We start from the raw sequence: 22,705 nt of genomic DNA on the forward strand, positions 1-22,705 counted from the left end.
TTCGCCGTGTCCGTCGTGGAAACCTGTGTCGTTCCGAGCCCGACGGGCGAGCTGCTCGTCGACGTCTTCCGACCCACGTCGACGGGCAACCGATGCGGCATCATCTTCTTCCACGGCGGTGGATGGCGTGCGCTCTCGAGAGAGGTCATGCACGTCTACGCCCAACCGATGGCCGAGCTTGGGTTCGTCGGCCTGGCGGCGGACTACCGGCTACTCGGCGAAGCGCCGTGGCCGGCCCAGATCCACGACGTCAAGCGGTTCATCCGCTGGGCACGAACCAACGCCGACCAACTCGGGATCGACCCCGAGCGCATCGTGTTGTGGGGCGCGTCCGCCGGCGCCCATCTGAGCCTGCTTGCTGCCGGCACGCCCAGTGACGCATTCGGCGACGATTCAAATGATCCCGACGCAGCGTCGGACGACGTAGCCGCCGTCATCGCGCTCTTCCCGCCGACCGGCTTCCATCACGGCGAGCCGACCGAGCGCTACCTCGCATCGGGCAACACGTTGCTCGGCGAGGGGTACGACGCACCAGCTGCCCATCGAGCCAGTCCGATCAGCCACGTCGGCCCCGACTTCCCGCCCACGTTGCTCCTCCACGGCACCGACGACCACATCGTCAGCCATCGGCACAGCGAGGTGATGTTCGAGGCACTCCGTGAGGCCGGGGCCTCGGTCGACCTCCACCTGTTCCACGGCCACGACCATGAGTTCGTCGCGATTCCCTCGGTGCTGCGGCGCGTTGCGGCCGAGGCTGCCTACTTCATCGATCGATTCGTCATCGACCCTGAGCAGCATCGAGCCGAAGCCGAGGAGTTCTCACTGTTCGCCCGACGGGCCGCTGAGGAACGACGCCGACATCAGTGATCGAGTAGCGCTTGCGCCGAATGTGATGGCCGCCGTTGTACGCCGGCTCGCTTCGATGCGGCGACGAACCCGAGAACGAGCGCAGCCGTGGCGATGCTCGAGCTCGTGACCGTCTCCCCCAGCAGCAACGCCGACCACAACAGCGTCAGCGTCGGCTGGAGCAGCTGGATCTGGCTGACTCGAGCCACGCCACCAAGATGCAACCCGGCGTACCACGCGAAGAAGCCGAGGTACATGCTGAACAGCGAGACGTAGCCGAGCGCCACCCAGTGGGAGAGCTGCGGATGGTCGATGCCGTGGTGCACGAGCGAGATGGTCGCGACCGGCACGGTGATGGGAAGGCCGATCACGAGGGCCCACGAGATGGTCTGCCACCCGCCGAGCTCGTGTGTGAGGGCCGCTCCCTCGGCATAGCCGATGGCAGCAGCGAGCACCGCGAGGAGGAAGAAGACATCGGCGAGCTCCGGTCGTCCATTCGCTCCGGTGGCCACGGCGAACACCACAACGGTGAGGAGGCCGCCGCCGGCCGCGAGCCAGAACCAGCGGCTGGGACGCTCGCCGTGCCGCAGCGTTGCCACGAGCGCGGTCGCCGACGGCAACACGCCGATCACGATCGCCCCTCTCGACGCCGTCGACGTCTCGAGCGCCAATCCGGTGAAGAGCGGAAAGCCCACCACGACGCCGGCTCCCACGATCATGAGGCGTTTGAGCTGGCTTGCCTCGGGCCGAGCCGTGCGGGTGGCGATGAGCACGGCGACAGCGCAGATGGCAGCAAGCACCGCCCGTCCGAACCCGACGGTCCACGCCCCGAAGGCTTCGACCGCCTCGCGGGTGGCGGGCAGACTCAGTGAGAAGATGGCCACCCCGACGAAGCCGAGGGCCATCCCGATCGATTCGCCACTGCGGTGGATAGCGCTACTCTGTTGTCTCATGGTTCACGATAGCGCTTCTGATCGTGTGGTTGCGCACCTCACGGCACTCGTCGACCAAGGCAAGCCCGGCGACCGGCTGCCGTCGGTACGAACGCTCATGTCCGACCTGGGTGTCAGCCCGGCCACCGTCCGCGCCGCAGTGAGCGAACTCGTGCGCGCCGAGCGCATCGAAACCATCTCTGGCAGCGGCACCTTCATCCTCTCGCCGCCCCGACCGCAGCAAGATGACGGCGACCGCGGCTGGCAAGTCTCGGCCCTTGCACCCCACCGCCTCGAGGTCGACTTTCCGGGCCCGCTCCGATCGACGCCGACCCCCGACACCATCGACCTGGCGAGCGGCTACCCCGACGCCGCACTGCAGCCGATTGCGCTGTTGGCCAAGGCGATGCGTGATGCCGCTCGACGCCCCGGCACCTATGGCCGTGCGCCGAGCGAAGGCATCGAGCCGCTTCGGTCGTGGTTTGCGAGCGAACTCGATCGTCGACGGGTTCACGACGTTCTCGTCACCTCGGGCGGCCAGACGGCACTGTCGTTGATCTTCCGCTCGCTCGCCTTGCCAGGCGACATCGTCGCCATGGAGACGCCGACGTACATCGGCGCCATCGCCGCCTGTCGTGCCAGCGGACTGACACCGGCGGCGGTCCCGACCGATGCGGGCGGCGTTCGGCTGGATGATCTCACCGCCGTCGTCGAGGCGACCGGGGCTCGCATCGTGTACCTGCAGCCACGGTTCCACAATCCCACCGGCACCAGCCTGGCCGCGGATCGCAGGCCGGCGCTGATGGCGCTGGCCGAGGAGCGGGGACTGATCGTCATCGAGGACGACTGGTTGTACGACCTCGACGATCCCATGGCGCGCCAGCGGCCGCTCGCCGCCGACGACCCCAACGGTCACGTCGTGCATGTGCGCTCGCTCACCAAGTCGGTCGCTCCCGCCATGCGCCTGGCCGGCGTGGCGTCCACCGGCATGATCGCCGAACGGCTGAAGGCGATGCGGGCGGTTGAGGACTTCTTCGTGTCGCCGGTCCTGCAGGAGACGGCGTTGAACGTCGTCACCAGCACGGGCTGGCCGCGACACCTGCGAGCGCTCCGAACCGAGTTGGCGTCGAGGCAGTCGTCGCTGCGGGCAGCCCTCGCCGATCTGGCCCACCCCGACGCCATCCTCCGGGGCGGGCCGATGCACGTGTGGCTCCGTCTGCCGTCCGGCCTCGACGCTGTGACCGTTCGTGATGCTGCGCTCCGTCGGGGCGTCTCGGTCGTCGCCGGCAACCAGTGGCACCCGAGCGACCAGCGGACCGACCACATCCGGCTGAGCAACGCATCGGCGACGTTGCCGGACATCGTCGAAGGCGTCGAACGGCTACGGCGGGCCATGAGCGAGATCTCGTAGCAGGTTCACGAGCCCGCTTGTCGGAGACACTTCACTCGGTGAAAGATGGCAGACGCATGGACTCGGGAGCAGCAGTCACCACATCACCATCGACTGCGACCACCGGTCGGCTGTTTCATGGCTGGCGGGTCGTCGGCGCGGGTGCCATCGTGCAGGCGCTCCAGGCCGTGTTCTTCATCCAGGGATACGGGCAGTACGCCGTCGTACTTGAGCGCCAGTTCGGATGGAGCAAGACCTTCATCTCGGCGGGCTATGCGATGAACCGTGCGGAGAGCGGCCTTCTCGGACCGCTCCAGGGCTGGCTCCTCGGACGGTACGGCACGGTGGCCGTGATGCGAGCCGGCGTCGTGATGATGTCGAGCGGGCTCCTGGCTCTCAGTCAGATCCAGAACAAGGTCCAGTTCCTGGCCGCGCTCTTGCTGACCGCCGTCGGGGCGAGCCTCTCGGGATTCCTGAGCGTGACCACCGCAACCGTCAAATGGTTCGAACGAAAGCGCGCCCGTGCGCTGTCGCTGTCGGGCATGGGATTTGCCATCGGCGGTGGCTTCGTCCCCCTCCTGGTCTTCAGCCTCGAACGGGCGGGCTGGCGGTGGACGGCTGCGGGGTCGGGACTGATCTTCTTCGTCCTCGGCATGGCGTTGATGTCGACGTTCGACGGCACGCCGGCGTCGAGGGGCGAGTTCGTCGACGGCGTCCAACCGAGCGAGGCGACACAACGAAGCTTTCGGGCCGAAGGCGTGTCCGACGTGCACTTCACCGCATCGCAAGCCCTTCGAACCCGAGCGTTCTGGATGATCTCGCTCGGCCACGCGTCGGCGTTGCTGGTGGTCGGTGCCGTGATCGCCCACCTCTCCCTCTATCTCACATCGGAGCAGGGCTACTCCCTCCAGCGCGCCAGTTTCGTGGCCGGTTCGCTCCCTCTGGTGCAGATCGTGGGGAACCTCCTGGGCGGCGTGCTGGGCGACCGGATGAACAAGCGCATCCTCGCCTCCATCGCCATGCTCGGCCACATGGTCGGCTTGCTCTTGCTCGCCTTCGCCACCCACCGCTGGATGATCTGGCTGTTCGTGCCCATCCACGGTCTGGCCTGGGGCGTGCGAGGCCCATTGATGCAGGCACTGCGAGCCGACTACTTCGGGTCCACGTCGTTCGGCCAGATCATGGGCTTCTCGTCGCTCATCGTGATGTTCGGCACCGTCGGTGGACCGTTGGTGGCCGGGATCCTCGCCGACAGCACCGGCAGCTACCGCACGGGCTTCACGATCCTGGCCCTGATGGCCGGGGCCGGCCTCACCTTCTTCGTGCTGGCAACCCCGCCCGCTCCGCCATCGCGCTCCTGACCGCCCAGGCCAACGGCGACGGGGCGCCGACACCGCCCATGTGGTTGACTCTCCGGTGGGCCTCGATCGAAGCGTGCACGTGGGGGAATCATGGCGCCGAAGACCGTACTGATCACCGGAACGTCGTCGGGCATCGGCGCCGCCTGTGTCGCCCGTCAGGCCGAGGCGGGATGGCGCGTCTACACCGGGGTGCGCAACGACGCTGATGGCGAGCGGCTGTCCCACCCGGGGGGTGAGGTGATTCCCGTCATCCTCGACGTCACCAAACAGGAGGACATCGACCGTGTGCTGTCGCGGATCGACGCCGAAGTGGGGCAGCTCGACGGGCTCGTCAACAATGCCGGCGTGGGGGTCGGCGGCGCAGTGGAGTTGTTGACCGACGATGAGTGGCGTTGGCAGTTCGACGTCAACTTCTTCAGCCTGGTGACGCTGACACGAGAGGCGTTCCCACTCGTCAGCAAGGCCGATGGCCGCTTCGTTCACATCGGGTCGGTGGCCGGTCGGATCGCGATGCCCGGACTCGGACCGTACGCCGCCTCCAAGCACGCCGTGTCCGCCTTCAATTGGGCGCTCCGAGCGGAACTCGCCCGCAACACCAAGATGACGTCGTCGGTCATCGAGCCAGGTGAGATCAAGACATCGATCTGGGACAAGGCGGAAGCGACGATCGCCGAGTTCGAGGCCCGCCTGGCCTCGACGAACACGCAGGACCGCTACGGCTTTCTGCTCGACAGCCAGCGCGGCTTCGTCGAAGAGGGCAAGTCGAAGGGGATCGATCCCGACCGAGTCGCGTCAGCCGTCGAGCACGCGCTCACAGCATCGCGACCCAAGGCTCGCTATCTCGTAGGACCCGATGCCAAGGGCGCCGGCGTCATCGCACGTCTCCCCGACCGGGCGCGGGAAGCACTGATCACGCTCGACGGCAAGCGGTTGGAGCGAGCCGGCCGTCGCCGCTAGTCGCGTCTCACACGTTCGTCGGATCGATGCGTGCCCGGGACGGGATTTGAACCCGTACATCCTGAAGGATCGAGGGGTTTAAGCCCAACACCAGCCATGCTGGCCAGTCCGAACCCATCCGGCTGAGTCCGAGAACATCCAGCTCAGAGCACTGCACCAATCCGACGCCGTCCAGCCCCATCCGAGGCAATCCGGCCACGTTCGCGACTAATTCGCGACTATTTTCGGGCTTCACCTGAGTCTGTTCAAACCCTCTCGGCCGACACCGATCCATCGTGTGCAAGGCACCGTTGCGTTTGCTCGACAGGCAGGGGACCTTTGTCGCAACACTGACCCGGGATCTCCACCGCTTGCCGCACGCCTACCACCATGCCTCGACGTTTGAGGATACGAGTCCCTGTCAGCGTGGGGCGTACATGATCACAGCGACACCGATGAGGCAGATCCCGGCTCCGGCGAGATCGAAGCGGTCTGGCTTGAATCCATCGACCAGGCGACCCCACGCCAAGGATCCAGTCACGAAGATTCCGCCGTAGGCGGCCAAGATCCGACCGAAGTTGGCGTCGGGCTGCAAGGTCGCCACGAACCCGTAAGCCGCGAGCGCCGCGATGCCTGCGCCGACCCAGATCACACCCCGATGTTCGCGAACCCCTTGCCAGATCAACCAGGCGCCACCGATTTCGGCGACCGCGGCGAGAGCGAACAACAGGATCGATCGGAGCGTCGAGGTCATCGACCCACACTAGGAGTCTACCCCTCCGTGCCACGCATGGTCCTAGAGCATGGAGCCGAGGTCGGAGGTGACAGTCGGGTAGGCGGCAGTCATGGACTTGAGTTGCCGGGTGGTGAGGTCGAGTTTGATGGCGAGCGCACAGAAGTTGATGAGTTCGCCGTACTCGGGCCCAAGCATGTGTGCACCGACGATGAGGTCTGTCGCTCTGTCGACCAGAATCTTGACTGCCGCTGCCGTCTCCCCGATCCGGTAGTTCGAATACCAGCCGCTGGTGTCGGTGTACCGGACGTCGAGGTCGATGCCGGCGGCGACAGCTTCGGATTCGAGCATGCCGACACGGGCTAGTTCGGGGATGGTGAACACCGCTGTCGGAACACCGGCATAGTCCGGGACGATGGTCGCCGACTTCAACATGTTCGACGCCGCGACCTTGCCCTCGAACACCGCAATCGGGGTGAGCGGCATGCCTGGCGTGTCCGCAGAATCTCCCGCAGCGTACACCCTCGGGTTGGTGGTGCTCTGCAGGTGTCCGGCAACCCTCACACCGCTCGGACCGTATTCGACGTTCGCGTTCTCGAGGCCGAGCCGGGACAGTTCGGCGACGCGTCCGGCGCCGTGCACGACGAGGTCCGTCTCGATGACACTTCGCTCACCATCTCGCTCCATCGTCACTCGATAGACGGCGCCGTCGGCCTCGACCGACACGACCGAGGTACCGGTGTGCGTCTCGACGCCGGCTTGGATGCCGCGATCGACCAGAAGCTCGACAAGGTCCGGGTCGAACCCCTTCAGCGGGCGTGCACCATGATCGATGATCGTGGGTCGGGCTCCGGCTCGGGCTGCGATGTGGGCGAACTCGAAGGAAACGAAACCGCCTCCGACGAACAGGATCCGTTCGGGAAGCTCCACGAGATCCAGGAATGCAGTGCTATCGACGAGGCTCTCGGCGCCTGGAACATCGAGTGGTCGGGGGCGGGCGCCGGTCGCGATGAGAAAGTGATCGGCGATGTAGCCGACGCCGTCGATGTCGAGGCTGTTCGTCCGGGTGAATCGGGCGGTGCCGTGCAGTGTGTCGACCCCGCTCCTGGCGAGGCCGCGTTCCATGTTCGCAGGGACTGGCTCGGTGAATCCGAGTTTGTGTTGCATCAGATCGGCCCGGTTGATGTGCAAACCCTCGGCATCGATCCCCTTGCCACTCAGGAGGCGGGCACTGTCGATGATCTCCGCACCGCGCCGCAGGATCTTCTTCGGGTCACAACCCCCGCAGCGCGCAGGTGCCGCCGTAGGGAAGTTCATCGACGATCGCGACGCGCCAGCCTGACGAGGCGCACTTGTTCGCTGCTGCGTTGCCGGCCATTCCGGCACCGATGACGATCAGGTCATAGGCGGTGTTGTCGTTACTCACTGCGGGGTTCCTCTGCGGGTCGGTGGTTCGTTGTGGCAATTGGATGTGGTGGTCGTGCCGGGGACGGTTGGGCGAAGCTCGTGAGTGTCCGATGCACGTCGGCGAGGCAGCAGTCGCCGCTCGGATTCAGATGCTCGCAAGCGCACAGGCTGTCAGCGACCGCTGTCTTGATCTCGGCTTTGATCACGCTGACACCGTCATGCTCGGCGAGGTCTCGACCGAGTGCGGCTGCGGTGTGGGCGAAGCAGAAACACACCGGCGTCGGTTGGTCCGTGGCCTTCAAACCGACTTGGGTGACCACCGAGTCGGCGTCAACAATGCCTTCGCCCAAGTGGTAGATGACCGGACACTGTTCGTTGGCGCAGTGCTGCCAATCACCATCGACCGCCTCGGCCAAATGGGGACGCACCGGGGCGGCGCCGATGATCGGGCCGACGTGACCACACTTCGGGCACGGCTCGGCGTCAGCGTCGGCGTTGCTGCAACAACTACTCATCGGGGTTCTCGTCCATGAACCCGACCATAAACCTTCTCCCACAGAAGAAGGTCAAGCGGTAGAATCGGAAACATGTTGATCGGACAACTCGCAGACGCCCTCGGCATCCCCACCAGAACCGTCCGGTTCTACGAGCGCAAAGGCCTCCTGCCAGACCCCGAACGCGCCGACAACGGCTACCGCGTCTACGACGACGCCACGCTCAACCGGCTCCGATTCATCCGCACCGCACAAGCCGCCGGACTCACCCTGGCCGAGATCGCCAGCGTCATCCACGTGCGCGACGACGGCACCGTCCCATGCAGCCATGTCGACGCACTCCTCGAAACCAAACTCGCTGAAGTCCGAGAACGACGACGGCAACTCGCCACGCTCGAATCCGATCTCTCCGAACTCCTGGAACGCAGCAGACACCTCGACCCAGCAAACTGCACCGCCGGCGAGATCTGCCACATATTCACGCCAAGTGACCAGCCCTGACAGGTTGCGGCTGCAAGAGCATCCGCAGACGAAGGCAACCCCACCGGGCAAGACACGAAAAGAGGCGCACTCGTGCCAACCACCTCATTGCCCGAGCATCCATCGCTCGAAGAACTCAAGGGCCAGGCCAGACTCGTCCGAGACCTCATCCGCACGGGGGACCCCGGCGGGCTCTCGATGGTGGACGAGTTCCACCCACGCCTCGGCGCAGCCGACCTCGACGACAGCCAGCGACCAGGCTTCAAGACCGCGGACGCTCGACTGATCGTTGCCCGCATGTACCGGTTCGCTTCTTGGAGTCGACTGCGGGAACACGTTGCCGTCGTCTCCGCCCACAGCTTCACCCCGCACGCCGAACGAGACTCCGGCCCGACCCGAACAGCCTCGTTCGTCGAAGATGCGTGCCTCGACTACGCCGAAGACGGACCCAGCCCCGCTGACCGGATCGCCGCAGCCCACCGGATGCTCGACGCCGACCCGATGCTCGCCTCGGGTTCGATCGAGGCGCTGGCCACCGTCGGCGACCACCGGGCCCTCGACGCCGAACTCGACAGCAATCCCGACGCCGTCGATGCGCCATGTGGCCCAAACGACTGGCCGCCGCTGCTGTACGCGGTCTACTCCCGTGTCTCCACCGACAATCCCGACTGGTCAGCCATCGAAACCGTCAAGGTCCTGCTGGACCGAGGAGCTGACCCCAACGCCGGGTTCCTTTGGCGTGGCCTCGCCCCGCCCTTCACTGCCCTCACCGGAGCCTTCGGAGGCGGCGAAACCCACCAGACATGGCACACCGAACGTCTCGAGCTCGCCCGACTCCTCCTCGACGCCGGGGCCGACCCGAATGACGGCCAGCTGCTTTACAACAACGACATCGGCGGTCAGAACCACGACGACCCTGCCCACCTCGAACTTCTCGTCGAATACGGGCTCGGCTCCCATCAAAACGGCCCCTGGTACCGGCGTCTCGGCGACCAGCTACGCGACCCCGCCGAACTCCTCTACGACGAACTCGAAGCCGCAGCCAAACGCAACCGACCGGCCATCCTCAGCTACCTCGCCACGCTCGGTCTCGAACTCGACCGACCCATCGGACGCTCACAATCCACGCCCGCCAGAATCGCCGCCGCCGAAGGCCACGACTCGGTACTTGCCGTCCTCGCCGAAGCCGGAATCGACACCGAGCTCACGCCGCCCGAAGCCGCGCTTCGACTGACGAGAACCAACCGAACCGATCAGCTACGGCAACTCCTCGCCGATCACCCCGACCTCCTCCCCCACCTCCACACCAGCTACCCCGGCCTCTGCAAGAACGTCACCGCCGAACACGCATCCATGCTCGACCTGCTGATCGAGCTCGGCTTCGACCTCGATGACCGATCCGGTACCAAGACCGCGCTCCACCGCGCCGCAGAAACGAACGACACCGACCGAGCCCGCATGCTCATCGACCACGGTGCAGACCCCAACCTCGTCGACACCCATATCGGTGCCACACCCTGGGGATGGGCCGACCACTTCGGCAACTCCGAAACAGCCACCTACCTCCACCCCTCACCCACCACGGCGACCCACTCTCCGAGATCGCCATCCACCACGAGCAAACCGTCCGAACGCTCTCGACACCGGAACTGATCGAGAACCTCCTCGACACGATCCATCACACAGCAAACGAACCAGTCCTCGTACGCCTCGAAACCAACCAGGCGAGCCTCAGCATCGGACTTGGCCGAGACGACCTGTCGGTCGCACTGCACCTCGATACCGACAACAACCCATGGCACGCCGAAGGCGACCCCAATCTCACCCCGGCAGGACCGATCACCTTTTCCAGCCCGGACGGACACGACAACTACGACTTCCAACCAGAAGCTACCGTCACGGTCGAGACTGCACGGGCGACTGCCCGAGGCTTCGTTCTCCAGCCATCGACGCCACCGACAACCGTTGTGTGGATACCGGAAGGCAACCCAGAATCGACGTAACTCCCAGTTCAGCGGCGCCCGGGACGGGACTTGAACCCGTACGAAGGTTGCACTCCCGAGGGGTTAAGCCCAACACCAGCCATGCCGACTGGTACAACCCGTCCGCTGACTCCGAGAACATCCAGCTCACAGCGCTGCACCAATCCGAGCCCGTCCAGCCCCATCCGAGGCAATCCGGCCACGTTCGCGACTAATTCGCGACTACGAGCGGCATCTCCGATCTCCGTATGAGTCCCTTGGCGTGGTGGGATTTCGGGGCGGGTCCACCTGTGGGTGAGTCACCGGCGTGATGCTCGGTGTGTACGACCAAGTGCACACCATGGAGAACCACACCGATGACTCTTGAACAGTCTGACATCGACCGCCTGCTCGACGCGATCTCGATCGGAGAAGGAACCGATCTGGTCCGCCAGCTCGCCCAATGGGCGCTGCAACAGTTGATCGAGGCCGAAGCGGCCGAAAAGATCGGCGCCGGCCCCTACGAGCGCAGCATCGACCGGACCACGCATCGCAACGGGACCCGGCCACGGACCTTGTCGACCAAGGCCGGCGATCTGGAACTCGGGATCCCGAAACTTCGCAAGGGTTCGTTCTTCCCCAGCATCCTCGAACCCCGCCGACGGATCGATCAGGCTCTGTATGCGGTGGTGATGGAGGCCTATGTCAACGGCGTCTCCACCCGAGCGGTCGATGATCTGGTGGTGGCGATGGGGATCGACACCGGCATCTCCAAATCAGAGGTGTCGCGGATCTGCGCCGGTCTGGACGAACGAGTCGAAGCGTTCCGGACACGCACCCTGGGTCACACTTCGTTTCCGTACGTGTATCTCGACGCCACCTACATCAACGTCCGTGACGACGCCCTCGGCCAGGTCGTGTCCCGAGCGGTGGTCATCGCGACCGGGATCACCGCTGCTGGTGACCGCGAAGTGCTGGGTGTCGATATCGGTGATTCGGAGGACGAAACGTTCTGGCTCCGGTTCCTCCGCTCGATGCGTAAACGTGGTCTCGGTGGTGTCCGCCTCGTCATCTCCGACGCCCACGAAGGGCTGAAGGCCGCCATCCGCAAAGGGATCAGCGGGGCGAGCTGGCAGCGGTGTCGCGTGCACTACGCCCGGAATCTGTTGTCCAAGGTCCCGAAAGGGCAGCAAGAAATGGTGGCGGCCGCGTTCCGGTCGATCTTCGCGCTCGGCACCACCGGGGAGATCAACACCCGTTGGGACGAGGTCGCCGACATGCTCGAGGCCAAGTTCCCGAAAGCGTCGTTGTCGATGCGTGACGCCAAGACCGATGTGTTGGCGTTCGGGGCGTTCCCGTCGTCGCATTGGCGCAAGATCTGGTCGAACAATCCGTTGGAACGACTGAACAAGGAAGTGAAACGGCGCACGAACGTGGTCGGGATCTTCCCCAACGACGCCGCAGCGATCCGGCTCATCGGGGCCGTGCTCGCTGATCAGCACGCGGAATGGGCGGTCGCTCGCCGCTACATGACCGAGGGGTCGATGGCAGACCTCAACACTGTGCGCGACACTGAGCGATCACGGGCCCAACTCGAGGCCTGACACACCGAGCAACACACTCGGAACCCCACCACTCCACGGGACTCTGTCGCATCTCCGAGAACGCAACTGACCCCTTGAGGTAACCAAGCACTATCGGTCGAACCACCGCATACCCACCGACACCTCCGGTCTCGGCTCGATGCTCTAGATGTGGCCATATCGGCCGGAACTCGAAGCCTTCGTGGAGCGCAGACACATAAGATCCCGTCGACTGTGGCGAAGGCCAAATCCTGCGGACCGACTGGAGTCGTAAGGCCAGCCAGTCCTGCCGAACCATTGTTCCTCGAGGACTGCTCACTGCCGTTGCATCACGACCGCAACGTAGGGACGACTGTCGCCGACGCCCGCGTCCTGGCGGTGCTCGGTTGTGTGCTCAACGAACCGGAAGCTCGCGCCGAACGCTGACGCGAGACCTTCGGCGTCGTAGCGTTCAACCGGCAGTCCCGCGCATTGGTCGGGGCCGTCGAGTGCGAAGGTCGCCACGACCAGGTGGCCCCCTGGCGCAACCGCCCACCTCGCGATGTCGACGTAGGCGCGGCGATCCTCCTCCTCTGCCAGGAAGTGGAAGACCGCCCGGTCATGCCACAACGCCCACGTTCTGGCCGGTTCCCAGCGGGTGACGTCGGCACGAACCCAGCTCACGGACCGGCCCGCTGATCCAAGCCGGCTTCGAGCTCGCGTCAGAGCCGAATCCGACACATCGAGGACGGTCAGGTCGCTGTAGCCAGCTTCTGTGAGCTCGTCGACCATACGGCTGTCACCTCCACCAATGTCGATCACGGGATCGGACGGAGACGAGAATCGCTGTACGAGAGCGAGGGTGGACGGGCGCGGTTCATACCAACCCAGATCCTCGCTGTTCTTCGTTCGATAGATGTTGTCCCAATGCTGTTCTATGCCCATGATCACTCCCGGCATCGCTTGTCGGCGGTCATCGTTCAACCGATCGCGAAGGGCAAGCCGGCTTCGCGCCACTGTGGGTAGCGATGGTAGAGCCAGCGTGCTCGCCGACCGACGGCGGTGATGCCGCGAACTGCTTCGTCGGTGCAAACACAGACAAGGGTCGCAACGACCCGCGTCAGGTGTCGCCCGCGGGCGGCACGCTGTTCGCTACTGGCTGATCGGGGGATCCAAAGCGAAATTCGCGCGTGCTTCGCGATCGAGCGATCGACACGGAACCAGCGATGAGCCAGAGGCTGAAGAGACTGAATCCGGCAAGTGCCTGCTTGCTGGCATTGCTATTGGTGTAGGTCTCGGCGTGTTCTTGTGCCGCTGTGGTGTCGTTGGGCGCCGATCCGAGCGGTGCCGCCTGTTGGGCGGGAGCGGCCATCAATGCGGCGATAGTCAGCAGGATGGCGATGACGACGATCACGGCGGCCACAGCAAGCTGGTTGAGGCTGAACACCCACTGACCATTCTGGCGGATGCCGCGTTCGCGTGCCTGGGCCGAGGTTGTCATTTCGCCAGTCTGGCACCGCAGCCGCCGACATCTGCATCGCCTTCGGGTCGAGAGGCGAGGTGGTGCACATGCCCCTTTGCTGCTGACCCGCAGCTGGCAGGGGCCGAATCTCGTCTCATCGGTATTCCTGTGCTGCGCCGGAATCGGACCGAACACGGTCATGCGTCTCGGCTTCGAGCACCAGCGACAGAACGCAGCGAGGCCGCCTCGCCCCACCCAGCGACGAAGTTGGTGTTTGGCCACAACGTCACCACGCATCCGCGGACGCATCGATGCATGCGCCGACCATGACCACACAACGGTGTTCACCAACTCGTTGGCAAACAGACATGCTCCACCAACTTCGGCAACGGACGAGAGCGTCAGGGCTTTGACATGCGGGCTGCTGCGGGAGTGGTTCATCCGCCCTCGCCCGGGCCATACTGGTCAAGTGCGACAGAGTGTGCGACATAGAGTTCTCGCAGTCCCAATCCACCGGGTGGCGATCGTGGTGTTCGTGGTTGCCGTTGGCTTCATGTTCGCCAGCCTCGCCCTCACATCGAACAGCAGCGCCCGGGAACCAACAACAACGACAACAGCCAGCCAGCCGCCTTTTGCCGTGCCAGCGGACGGCGCGTCGGCTGGAAGTCGGGTCCCGCTTCTCGCTGGATTCGGACTGGTTGCCGGCTGGGGAGGCTGTGTTGCCGTCACGGCGATTCGACGGCGGCCGCGAGCGACACCACCCCAAGGAGCGTCATGATGTTGGCCGCTGCAGGCACCGAATCACCTTGGGCGTGGGAAGCCCGCCCCGATGTGTGGCTACTCGTACTATCGATTGCAGTGGGGTATTGGTGGTCACTGACCAGGCTTCGTCCCAAACTCCCCGGCCCGCCTCCCATGCCTGGGCGTGCGAGCCGATTCCGGTTCGCGTCCGGGGTCGTTGTGTTGTGGATCGCCGTCGATTGGCCGATGGACCGGCTCGGCGACGACTATCTCTTCAGCGCTCACATGGTCCAGTTCCTGATGATCACGCTGATCTCGGCACCGCTGTTGGTTGCAGGGACTCCGACCTGGCTCCAGGTCGAGCTGACGCAGCCGATCCGGGGGATTCTCGGATTCCTTGGTCGGGGCCCTGCCGCTCTCGGTCTGTTTCAGGTGGTTCTGGTCGTGACGCACCTTCCGACCGTTGTGGCGTTGTACACCTCGAACTCGGTCGTCCATTTCACGCTTCACGCGCTCTGGGTGCTGAGCGGATGTTTGTTCTGGTTGCCGTTGCTGGGATCAGAACCCATGGTCCGTCCGCTTCGTCCTCCGCTCAAGGTGGTCTACCTCATCGGAGCCACCGTGATTCCCACGGTCCCGGCGGGTTTTTTGACCTGGACCGATAGGGCCCTCTACGACTCCTATGCTGACGCACCGCGATTGTGGGGCATCTCGGCGGTCGAGGATCTTCAGCTCGCAGGCATCATCATGAAGCTCGGTGGCGGCACCATTCTGTGGGCATTCATTCTCTGGATGTTCGTGACTTGGGCGAATGCGGAGCGGGATTCGTCAACACCGGACGCCGCTGAACCGCTGGCTGGCGCCGTCACTGATCCCTCGCTCGAACCCGTCGATTGAGACAGTCGAAAGGCATCTGCTGCAGATCCACGAGGGCGCTGCGCGCTGCAATCGAAAGCGTTTCGGGCCAGTCGGCTCAGAATGGGGTCAGTACACGAACGGCGTCAGCGTGCCGTCGGTTCCGATGAGCATGACGGGTTGGGTTTGCCATGATTGTTGGTCGCCGCCCATGCCGGGTGAGTCGGCGGGCATTCCTGGGAGTGCGAGCCCGGCTGCGTCTGGGCGTTCGGCCAGCAGCGTGAGGATCGCTTCGACCGGCACGTGTCCTTCGATCGCGTATCCGCTGACGATCGCTGTGTGGCACGACATGGCGTTTCGGGGCACGCCGAGATCGGCGGCGGTCTGGAGACGTCCTGGATCGTCGACGACTGTTGCGGCGGCTCCGTTTTCTTGTAGGTACACGACCCACCCGGTGCAGCAGCCTCAACCGGGATCGCGAAACACCTCGAAGGTGATGCCGGTCAGGTCGGTCGCTTGGCTTGAGGGCTGCACGATTGCGTCACTGCCGGCGATGCCGGCCTGTGGTTGCGAGGAACCGCCGCAGCCGGCGGCGACCGCGACTACCAGTGCCAGAGCAGGGATTGTTGCCGATCTCTTCATCCATGCATGCTACGACAGTGAGTCGCACATGAAACGTCGTGTCAGGCTGGAGAAGGCTTGCATTACATCAGCCAATGTGAATATCATTGACGGATGATGTCTCAACACGCGCTTGCGACCCTCGAACGGTTTGGGACGGCGTTGGCTGATCCGATTCGACGACAAGTTCTGCTGCTTCTTGTCGAAGGGCCGTGGTATCCCAACGATTTGTTGGAGCGGATCGACACGAGCCAGCCGAATCTGTCGAACCATTTGGCCTGTCTTCGCGGGTGCGGTCTGGTGCGCAGCGAGCGTGAGGGAAGGCGTGTTCGCTACGAGCTGGCATCGGAAGGGCTGGCGCACGCGTTGACCGATTTGACCACGGTCGAGCTGAGCGTCGAGGACCATGACCACATGGGACGGTCGTGATGGCGGCATTCGCGTTGATGTTGTTCGCCGTGATGTTCACGGTGGTGTTCGTTGCCAGAACCCTGGTCCAGAAGCGGCGCACGGGTGACAGCGGAATCCGGGCCGGGTCATTGCGCTCAGCGCTCGGATCGGCCGAATGGTTCGCCGGATGGTTGCTGGTGGTTGCGCTGGTCGCAGCCGCTGCTGCTCCGGTGGCTGAGTTGGCTGGGTTGGACCCGTGGTACGAATCGGTCTGGGTTCGAGGTTTCGGGGTTGGGTTCGCTGTGGTCGGGATCGTGCTGACGTTCGCGTCGCAGCTTTCGATGGGCGACGAGTGGCGGATCGGGGTCGATCGGGCCGAGACGACGGAGTTGGTGACGCAAGGTGCGTTCAGGGTGGTCCGCAACCCGATCTTCAGCTGCGTCATCCTCACCGGTGTCGGCCTGGCGTTGATGGTGCCCAACAGCATCTCGGCGATCGGGATTGTTGTGCTGGTCGTGGCCATCGAGTTACAGGTCCGCTGCGTTGAAGAGCCGCACCTGCGTGAGCTGCATGGCGATGCCTACACCGGGTACGCATCCCAGGTCGGACGATTGGTCCCAGGGCTCGGGCGTGGCTGAGCACGCAACCGTCGTGATCGGCGGAGCCGGCGTCGTCGGGGGCCACGTGGCCCGGCTGCTCGCCCAGGATGGGCACAGAGTGTTGGTGTCGAGCCGCAGACTCACTACGGCTGCGGCGGCGGCTCGAAGCATCGAGGGCGCGGAACCAGTCGTCGTGGACACCGACGATCCCCGCTGGAGTCTCCCTGATGATGCCGGGCTCGTGATCGACTGCACCGGGAGCGGTCGGCTCGAGGTGGCACAAGCTGCGGCCGCAGCCGGCGCAGACCTCATCGACACGACGGCATCGAGTGGCCACATCGCGTCACTCGAAGAACTCGACCAGGCGTTTGCGAGCAGCGGCTGTCGCCTGTTGTCGAGCGTCGGCTTGGCGCCGGGGCTATCCAGCGTTCTCGCCAACACCGTTCATCGGTCCGAGCATCCCGAGTCGATTCTCGTGCAGGGGGTGCTCGACACCCGCGACGAGTACGGCCCCGGATCAACTGCCTTCACCCTCGGCAAGGTGGGCACCGAGTTCGCCGATCCCGCGACCGGGGAACGCGTGCGGAACTACAGCGGGCTGACGCGTCCGCGCTTGCCCGCCGGGTTCGGGCGTTGTCTGCTTGGCCGGGTTGACTTCCCCGACCAGTACACCCTCGGATCCGATCTTGGCGTGCCGGTGACCACCCACTACGGGTTCACCAACGAGGTCATCACCGCCGCTTTGGCTGTCCTCACACGCATCCGGCGTGCGCGCAGAGCGCTCGAGCGGGTCACGTCGCTGATTCCGGAACCCACTGGCACGGGCCCATGGTTGATCACCGCCGGAACAGCCCGTCGCCGGGTCTGGGCCACAGGAACCGGCCAGGCCTACGGCACTGCGGTGGTCACCCGCCTTGCAGCACGTCTGCTCGCCGGGGGCGGCATCACCCCTGGCCACCATCGTTTGTACCGGCATCTCGCCCTCGATCCAGCGACCATTGCCGACCTCGCCGAGTACGGCATCGCGATCGCATTCGACCATCACCAACTCGACCCAACCCGAACCATCTTCGGTCGCCAGATTGCGGCCTCGGCGAGCGCAGCAGAAAGAGACAGCACACAGTGAGCAACACCTTGCAACTCGACCTCGATGTCGTACTACCCGGGGCTCACGGCGCCGATGATCGCTGCGTCGCCGACCTCGTCGCCGCACTCGGCGGTATGGACGGGATTGAATCTGTTCATGTGATCCGCAGCGATGACGCCGCCACCCCCGATCACGGCCCGCATGCCCAGGTGTGCCTGCATCTGGCGTCGGGTGCCGTGTCGATCAAGCGGCTCACCGATCGGGTCAGGGCCACCGGCGCCTCGATCGAAGACCGGTACGGTCACCTCATCGTTAAGACCGACGGCGTCGGCAACACCAGCCGGGCGGCGGCGATGACCGAACGTTTGCGCTCGATCCCCGGTGTGGTCGATGGAGCGGTCACCGTCGAAGGGCTCGTTCGAGTCGAATACGACAAGGACGCAACCGACGAGACGACTCTGCGAGCCACCTTGAACTCAATGCTCGGTCTCGACATCGCGACCCCTCGCCCTCTGCCAGGCGGTGACCACGACCACGAGCCCGGCGATGGCCATGGACATGACCACGGGCATGGTTCGAGCCGGATCGAACTCGGCGCTGCGTTGGTGTCGCTCGGCATCTATCTCGTGGCACGGGGCCTCGATTGGTTCACCGACATCGACTCGCCGGTCACCGGCCTCTACATCGCAGCAGCCGTCCTGACTGGTGTCTTCGTCGCTCGCGATGCCTGGATGTCGGTGCGCGCAAGGGTGTTCGACATCGACCAACTGATGCTGATCGCCGCGATCGGGGCCGCGTTCATCGGCCACTGGTCCGACGCAGCACTGCTGCTGGTGTTGTTCTCACTCGGCCACGCCCTTGAGGGGTACGCAATGAATCGGGCTCGCAACGCGATCGAGGCGCTCGGTGAGTTGGCTCCCGCAACGGCGCGCCGCAAGGAAGACCCCACCGTCGAGGTTCCGGTCGGTGACCTCGTGGTCGGCGACGTGGTTGCGGTACGTCCGAACGAACGGCTGCCCGCAGACGGTGTCGTCGTGGCCGGCGAGACCGCGATCGATGAGTCCGCAGTGACCGGCGAGAGCGTTCCTGTTGACAAATCAGCGATCGGGGACCCATCGGCAGCGCTGCAAGGGATCGACGCCATCGACTCGCGACACCGGGTGTTCGCAGGCACGTTGAACGGCCCCAATGCGATCGACGTGATGGTGCTCCGGGTCGCAGCCGACTCCACCCTGGCTCGTGTCGTCCAGCTCGTCGCCGAGGCGGAAACCCAGATCTCCCCGACTCAGCGGCTCACCAAGCGGATCGTCAGGATTTTCGTACCGTCGGTGCTCGCACTCGTCGCCTTCCTGCTCGTCGTGCCGCCGCTTGCGGGTGAGGCGTTCACCGATTCGTTCGCCCGTGCGATGGCTGTCCTGGTCGCAGCCAGCCCCTGCGCCCTGGCCATCGCGACCCCCAGCGCGGTCCTCGCGGCGATCGCCCGGGCTGCCCGATCCGGGATCCTAGTGAAGGGTGGCGGCCCGCTCGAAGCACTCGGCAGCGTGTCGACGATCGCTTTCGACAAGACCGGTACCCTCACCGAGGGCAAGCCCGTCCTCACCGACATCGTGCCTGCAGTTGGCGTCGACGAGGCGGACCTACTTCGGGTCACGTTCGCTGTCGAACAATCGAGTGACCATCCGATCGCTCGAGCCATCACAGTCGGTGTCGCCGAACGAATCGGCGACTCCGTCCGCATCGAGGCAACCGGCGTGACCGCGGTGAACGGCAAGGGTGTCACCGGCGAAGTCAACGGGACCACAGTCATGATCGGCAACGCAGCGCTGTTCGAACTCACCGAAATCCCTGCCGCTGTCCAGAACACCAGTGACGTGCTCCAAGGTCGGGGCCGAACCACCATGATCGTGAGTCACGGCGAGAAATTCCTTGGTGTCCTCGGTGTCATGGACACGCCTCGCAGCGACGCCAAATCTGCGATCGAGGTCCTCCGAAGCCTCGGGATCGACACCGTTGTCATGTTGTCCGGCGACAACCAGCGTGTCGCCTCAGCCGTGGCCGGCGAAGTGGGGATCACCGACGCTCGAGGCGGCCTGTTGCCAGCCGACAAAGTCGATGCCGTCCAAGACCTCGCCAACCACGGCGGGGTAGCCATGATCGGCGATGGCGTCAACGACGCACCAGCACTCGCCGCAGCGAGCGTCGGGATCGCAATGGGCGCAGCCGGGAGCGACGTGGCGCTCGAGACCGCCGACATCGCGCTGATGGCCGACCGGCTCGAACACCTACCCGTCGCCGTCGGCTTGGCCCGACGGGCCAGCCGAACGATCAAACAGAACCTCTTCTTCAGTCTCGCCGTCGTCGCCGTCCTGATCCCCATGACCATTCTCGGAGTCGGGATCAGTGTCGCAGTCATCGCACACGAGGGCAGCACACTCGTCGTGGTAGCCAATGCCCTCCTGCTGTTGAACTACCGGTCCGACTCCTGAGTCGGACCGGCAACGTCCCTGACCTGAACCGACGCCAACCATCCCACCGCTCCTGACGGCACGACGACGATCACTGCTCCACGACGCAAGGCATTGCGGTCGGTTCCAATGGAAGCTCGGTTGCCGCCATGTCGACGATCTCGTCCGCTTCCGGCGCAACGACCTCGACCCCCTCGTCGTACCGAAAATCGATTGCGTAACCATCGCTGTGGTCGGTGGGTGTCGTCGTGTTGGCAGAATCAGGGCGTCGCACGACCAGTCGCTGGACCGTTCCTTCCGCTGCGACATAGACATCGATGATCGGCGGCACGTCTCGCTCGAGCGTGGCGGTCTCCTCGAATTGCTCGAGATAGCCGGCAGGGTCGAGAACGATGCGGATGCCCGGCAGGGATTGACCATCGGGTGCGATCGCGGTGATCGACGACGCAATGGAAAGCGTCGACTCGACGAGGTCGTTGGGATGGGTGGGCCAGGCTTCTCCCGCGATCGTTGCCGACAAGGAGGTGCCGAGTGCCCCGTCGATCCGGTTCAGCGTTTCGGCGTCGGTCGTAGCGTCGACGGGAATCCTCACATACGGGTGGCCGCGGTCAGGCAAGCCAAGGAGTTCACGTTCGATAAGCAGCTCGCCATCAAGGGAGTAGACCTTGCCAGCGCGTTGGCGTGAGCTGACGACCATGGCTCGGCGCTCGGCGTCGACCGCCCCGTCAATGTCTTCGACACCCGACAAACACCCCATGAACAGTGGACCGATGGCGGTGTAGGTGAAGCGGTAGGAAGCCGGAACGTCCGATGCGGCGATCTGGGCAACTAGATCCTTCACTTCGGGTGATGCACTGTTGAGAGCGCGTGACGACGATCCACAACCCGAGGTGAGGGCCAGGAGAACGAGCCCGACAAGTGCCGAGACGGCTCGCGTGAGCCAGTCGGCACCGCGCCACCGGCATGGGTGGCGCCCCCAAGACGACCTGTCCATCAGCACCGAACCGTTACACACTGTCGCAGACTACTTCTCTCTTGTGGCCGAGGAGCCGAGCGGGTTGAGCCCAAGCCGATCGGCAATCAGTTGAGCGGTCAGCTCGTCGAGTCGGCACAAACCTCTCGCGTAGACTCCGAACGTGAATGGATGGGTGGAGCAATGAGTCGTCGGCCGATGGGCAGCCTGGAAGCCGCTATCCTCGAGGTGCTCTGGGACAGCCCCGATGCACTCAAGCCCGGTGACGTCCTCGATCGACTCGAGATCGAGCCGGTGGTTTCCTACTCGACGGTACTCACGATCCTTCGTCGGTTGTGGAAGAAGAACCTGGTGACTCGCTCGAAGGATGGCAAGGCCTACCGGTATCGGCCCACTCGATCCCGCGAGCAACAAGTAGCTCAAGCCATGTCCGACGCATTTTCCGGTGCCACGGATCCCGCTGCCGCCCTTGGGCACTTCGTCGAACAGCTCTCCGCCGAGCAAACCTCTGCGTTGCAACGGCTCCTTGGTCGTCGTCGATGAGTTTGTTCGTCGTCGCCGTCGCTATCGCCTTGCTGACGGTGCCCGCCCTCGCTGCCCGTAGCTCGATGGGGCCAACGGCGCGGGTTCGAACAGCTTGCCTTACCGCCGTGGGTGGCATGGGGCTGCTCGGGTTCGGCACGCTACTGACTGCCAGTCCGTTGTTGCTGTGGTGGCACGACGAGGGAGAGGTGTCACGTCTGGGTCTGAGGCACCTGTCGCCCGGCGGGCCGCTGGCTTGGACGGCGAGTGGACTGATCTGCGGGCTCGGTGTGAGCTGGATTATCGGTGTTGCGCGCCAGAGCGTGGCCGCTCGACGCCGAGCATCGCTCCCGGTGTGGGCTGCGGTTTCGGTCCTTCACGACGATGGTGCAGGCGTCGAAGTGCGTGTAGCGCCGTCTCTCGAGCCGCTGGCTTTTGCTGTGCCCGGACGGGATCGTCACGTCGTCGTCTCCGAAGCGGTCACTCGACTGCCCGATCCCGAACGCCGGGCTGTGCTCGCTCACGAGGGGGCACATCTGCGCCTCGGCCACCATCGTCACCTCTTGGTCCTTGTGGCCTACGAACGCATCTGGGGATGGGTCCCAGGAGTACCGGCGGTAGTTCGCACTCACCGACGTTCGATCGAGCAGTGGGCAGACGCGGATGCCACTCACGTCCCGCAAGTTGATCGGCAGGCAATTCTCCAAGCCCGAGCACGGCTGGGCTCCTGCAACGCCATGCCGGACAAAGAGCCCGAGGCGTCCCTCGGTGACCTCGAAACCGGCTCGTCACCTCGAGATCTCGCCGCCATCACAGTATTCGTTGCAGGTTTACTCTTCGCGGGCGCCTACACCGCAACACATACCGTTGGGGATCTCACCGCAGCGA

General features: G+C 64.8%; 24 protein-coding genes and 1 tRNA gene. 13 read left to right on the forward strand and 12 right to left on the reverse strand.

Translation table 11 applies throughout. From position 1 onward, the window contains the following. The first annotated feature begins 6 nt into the window (after positions 1–6). Positions 7–867, forward strand: coding sequence for an alpha/beta hydrolase (locus R2733_01525; GenBank protein ID MEZ5375161.1), 861 nt, complete (start codon positions 7–9; stop codon positions 865–867). On the opposite strand, the gene R2733_01530 is transcribed toward R2733_01525, so the two are convergent. Beyond that, entirely contained in the window at positions 861–1,799 is a 939-nt protein-coding gene (locus R2733_01530) for a DMT family transporter (GenBank protein MEZ5375162.1), read from the reverse strand. The genes R2733_01525 and R2733_01530 overlap by 7 nt on opposite strands. On the opposite strand from R2733_01530, the gene R2733_01535 reads away from it, so the two are divergent. The 3 genes from R2733_01535 to R2733_01545 all read left to right on the forward strand — a co-directional run bounded on the left by R2733_01535 (position 1,798) and on the right by R2733_01545 (position 5,486). Then, the gene (locus R2733_01535; protein MEZ5375163.1) at positions 1,798–3,189 is read left to right on the forward strand and encodes a PLP-dependent aminotransferase family protein; all 1,392 of its coding nucleotides are present in this window, start codon (positions 1,798–1,800) and stop codon (positions 3,187–3,189) included. The genes R2733_01530 and R2733_01535 overlap by 2 nt on opposite strands. 56 nt (positions 3,190–3,245) lie before the next feature. Beyond that, positions 3,246–4,529, forward strand: a complete 1,284-nt coding sequence (locus R2733_01540; protein ID MEZ5375164.1) for an MFS transporter — start codon at positions 3,246–3,248, stop codon at positions 4,527–4,529. Between the two features lie 90 nt (positions 4,530–4,619). Continuing rightward, the gene (locus R2733_01545; protein MEZ5375165.1) at positions 4,620–5,486 is read left to right on the forward strand and encodes an SDR family NAD(P)-dependent oxidoreductase; all 867 of its coding nucleotides are present in this window, start codon (positions 4,620–4,622) and stop codon (positions 5,484–5,486) included. Positions 5,487–5,517: 31 nt separating this feature from the next. Here the strand turns inward: R2733_01545 and R2733_01550 are convergent. The 5 genes from R2733_01550 to R2733_01570 all read right to left on the reverse strand — a co-directional run bounded on the left by R2733_01550 (position 5,518) and on the right by R2733_01570 (position 8,120). Then, positions 5,518–5,590, reverse strand: a tRNA-Leu gene (locus R2733_01550). Positions 5,591–5,886: 296 nt separating this feature from the next. Further along, positions 5,887–6,219 carry a YnfA family protein gene (locus R2733_01555; GenBank protein ID MEZ5375166.1) on the reverse strand — a complete coding sequence of 111 codons (333 nt, stop codon included), beginning with the start codon at positions 6,217–6,219 and terminating at the stop codon, positions 5,887–5,889. 42 nt (positions 6,220–6,261) lie between these two features. Beyond that, entirely contained in the window at positions 6,262–7,515 is a 1,254-nt protein-coding gene (locus R2733_01560) for an NAD(P)/FAD-dependent oxidoreductase (GenBank protein ID MEZ5375167.1), read from the reverse strand. Then, positions 7,472–7,624 carry an FAD-binding protein gene (locus tag R2733_01565; GenBank protein MEZ5375168.1) on the reverse strand — a complete coding sequence of 51 codons (153 nt, stop codon included), beginning with the start codon at positions 7,622–7,624 and terminating at the stop codon, positions 7,472–7,474. Before R2733_01565 ends, R2733_01560 begins: the two co-directional genes overlap by 44 nt. Next, on the reverse strand, positions 7,617–8,120 hold the full coding sequence (locus R2733_01570; GenBank protein MEZ5375169.1) for a hypothetical protein: 504 nt from the start codon (positions 8,118–8,120) through the stop codon (positions 7,617–7,619). Before R2733_01570 ends, R2733_01565 begins: the two co-directional genes overlap by 8 nt. A gap of 72 nt (positions 8,121–8,192) precedes the next feature. Here R2733_01570 and R2733_01575 point away from each other — a divergent pair, with 72 nt between their 5' ends. From R2733_01575 to R2733_01585, 3 genes are all read left to right on the forward strand, one after another. After that, complete coding sequence (locus tag R2733_01575) at positions 8,193–8,600, forward strand: heavy metal-responsive transcriptional regulator (GenBank protein MEZ5375170.1); 408 nt, start codon at positions 8,193–8,195, stop codon at positions 8,598–8,600. A gap of 72 nt (positions 8,601–8,672) precedes the next feature. Then, positions 8,673–10,232: an ankyrin repeat domain-containing protein gene (locus R2733_01580; GenBank protein ID MEZ5375171.1), complete on the forward strand. Its 1,560-nt coding sequence runs from the start codon at positions 8,673–8,675 to the stop codon at positions 10,230–10,232. 685 nt (positions 10,233–10,917) lie between these two features. Continuing rightward, complete coding sequence (locus R2733_01585; protein MEZ5375172.1) at positions 10,918–12,144, forward strand: IS256 family transposase; 1,227 nt, start codon at positions 10,918–10,920, stop codon at positions 12,142–12,144. A 294-nt stretch (positions 12,145–12,438) separates the two neighbouring features. Here the strand turns inward: R2733_01585 and R2733_01590 are convergent, their stop codons facing one another. Both R2733_01590 and R2733_01595 read right to left on the reverse strand, forming a co-directional pair. Next, positions 12,439–13,062: a methyltransferase domain-containing protein gene (locus tag R2733_01590; protein MEZ5375173.1), complete on the reverse strand. Its 624-nt coding sequence runs from the start codon at positions 13,060–13,062 to the stop codon at positions 12,439–12,441. 160 nt (positions 13,063–13,222) lie between these two features. Further along, on the reverse strand, positions 13,223–13,603 hold the full coding sequence (locus R2733_01595; GenBank protein MEZ5375174.1) for a hypothetical protein: 381 nt from the start codon (positions 13,601–13,603) through the stop codon (positions 13,223–13,225). A 738-nt stretch (positions 13,604–14,341) separates the two neighbouring features. Here R2733_01595 and R2733_01600 point away from each other — a divergent pair. Then, positions 14,342–15,202: a cytochrome c oxidase assembly protein gene (locus R2733_01600; protein MEZ5375175.1), complete on the forward strand. Its 861-nt coding sequence runs from the start codon at positions 14,342–14,344 to the stop codon at positions 15,200–15,202. A gap of 87 nt (positions 15,203–15,289) precedes the next feature. On the opposite strand, the gene R2733_01605 is transcribed toward R2733_01600, so the two are convergent. Together R2733_01605 and R2733_01610 are read right to left on the reverse strand one after the other, a co-directional pair. Next, the gene (locus R2733_01605; protein ID MEZ5375176.1) at positions 15,290–15,604 is read right to left on the reverse strand and encodes a DUF411 domain-containing protein; all 315 of its coding nucleotides are present in this window, start codon (positions 15,602–15,604) and stop codon (positions 15,290–15,292) included. Positions 15,605–15,625: 21 nt separating this feature from the next. Next, positions 15,626–15,802: a hypothetical protein gene (locus R2733_01610; protein ID MEZ5375177.1), complete on the reverse strand. Its 177-nt coding sequence runs from the start codon at positions 15,800–15,802 to the stop codon at positions 15,626–15,628. Between the two features lie 93 nt (positions 15,803–15,895). On the opposite strand from R2733_01610, the gene R2733_01615 reads away from it, so the two are divergent. Genes R2733_01615 through R2733_01630 form a run of 4 tightly spaced genes read left to right on the forward strand, consistent with a single transcriptional unit; the run spans position 15,896 to position 20,343 of the window. Beyond that, entirely contained in the window at positions 15,896–16,210 is a 315-nt protein-coding gene (locus R2733_01615; GenBank protein MEZ5375178.1) for a metalloregulator ArsR/SmtB family transcription factor, read from the forward strand. Then, on the forward strand, positions 16,210–16,809 hold the full coding sequence (locus R2733_01620) for an isoprenylcysteine carboxylmethyltransferase family protein (GenBank protein ID MEZ5375179.1): 600 nt from the start codon (positions 16,210–16,212) through the stop codon (positions 16,807–16,809). Before R2733_01615 ends, R2733_01620 begins: the two co-directional genes overlap by 1 nt. Continuing rightward, a complete protein-coding gene (locus R2733_01625; GenBank protein ID MEZ5375180.1) occupies positions 16,802–17,896 on the forward strand; it encodes a saccharopine dehydrogenase NADP-binding domain-containing protein in 1,095 nt (364 codons plus the stop codon). Before R2733_01620 ends, R2733_01625 begins: the two co-directional genes overlap by 8 nt. Further along, the gene (locus R2733_01630; protein ID MEZ5375181.1) at positions 17,893–20,343 is read left to right on the forward strand and encodes a heavy metal translocating P-type ATPase; all 2,451 of its coding nucleotides are present in this window, start codon (positions 17,893–17,895) and stop codon (positions 20,341–20,343) included. Before R2733_01625 ends, R2733_01630 begins: the two co-directional genes overlap by 4 nt. A gap of 70 nt (positions 20,344–20,413) precedes the next feature. Here the strand turns inward: R2733_01630 and R2733_01635 are convergent, their stop codons facing one another. Continuing rightward, the gene (locus tag R2733_01635) at positions 20,414–21,163 is read right to left on the reverse strand and encodes a hypothetical protein (GenBank protein ID MEZ5375182.1); all 750 of its coding nucleotides are present in this window, start codon (positions 21,161–21,163) and stop codon (positions 20,414–20,416) included. 315 nt (positions 21,164–21,478) lie between these two features. Here R2733_01635 and R2733_01640 point away from each other — a divergent pair, with 315 nt between their 5' ends. Beyond that, positions 21,479–21,838 carry a BlaI/MecI/CopY family transcriptional regulator gene (locus R2733_01640; protein MEZ5375183.1) on the forward strand — a complete coding sequence of 120 codons (360 nt, stop codon included), beginning with the start codon at positions 21,479–21,481 and terminating at the stop codon, positions 21,836–21,838. Positions 21,839–22,029: 191 nt separating this feature from the next. Here R2733_01640 and R2733_01645 read toward each other — a convergent pair whose 3' ends face one another. Beyond that, a complete protein-coding gene (locus R2733_01645; GenBank protein ID MEZ5375184.1) occupies positions 22,030–22,377 on the reverse strand; it encodes a hypothetical protein in 348 nt (115 codons plus the stop codon). Positions 22,378–22,705: the final 328 nt, after the last annotated feature.

This window comes from Acidimicrobiales bacterium (genome assembly GCA_041394265.1).
Lineage (GTDB): Bacteria > Actinomycetota > Acidimicrobiia > Acidimicrobiales > SZUA-35 > JBBQUN01.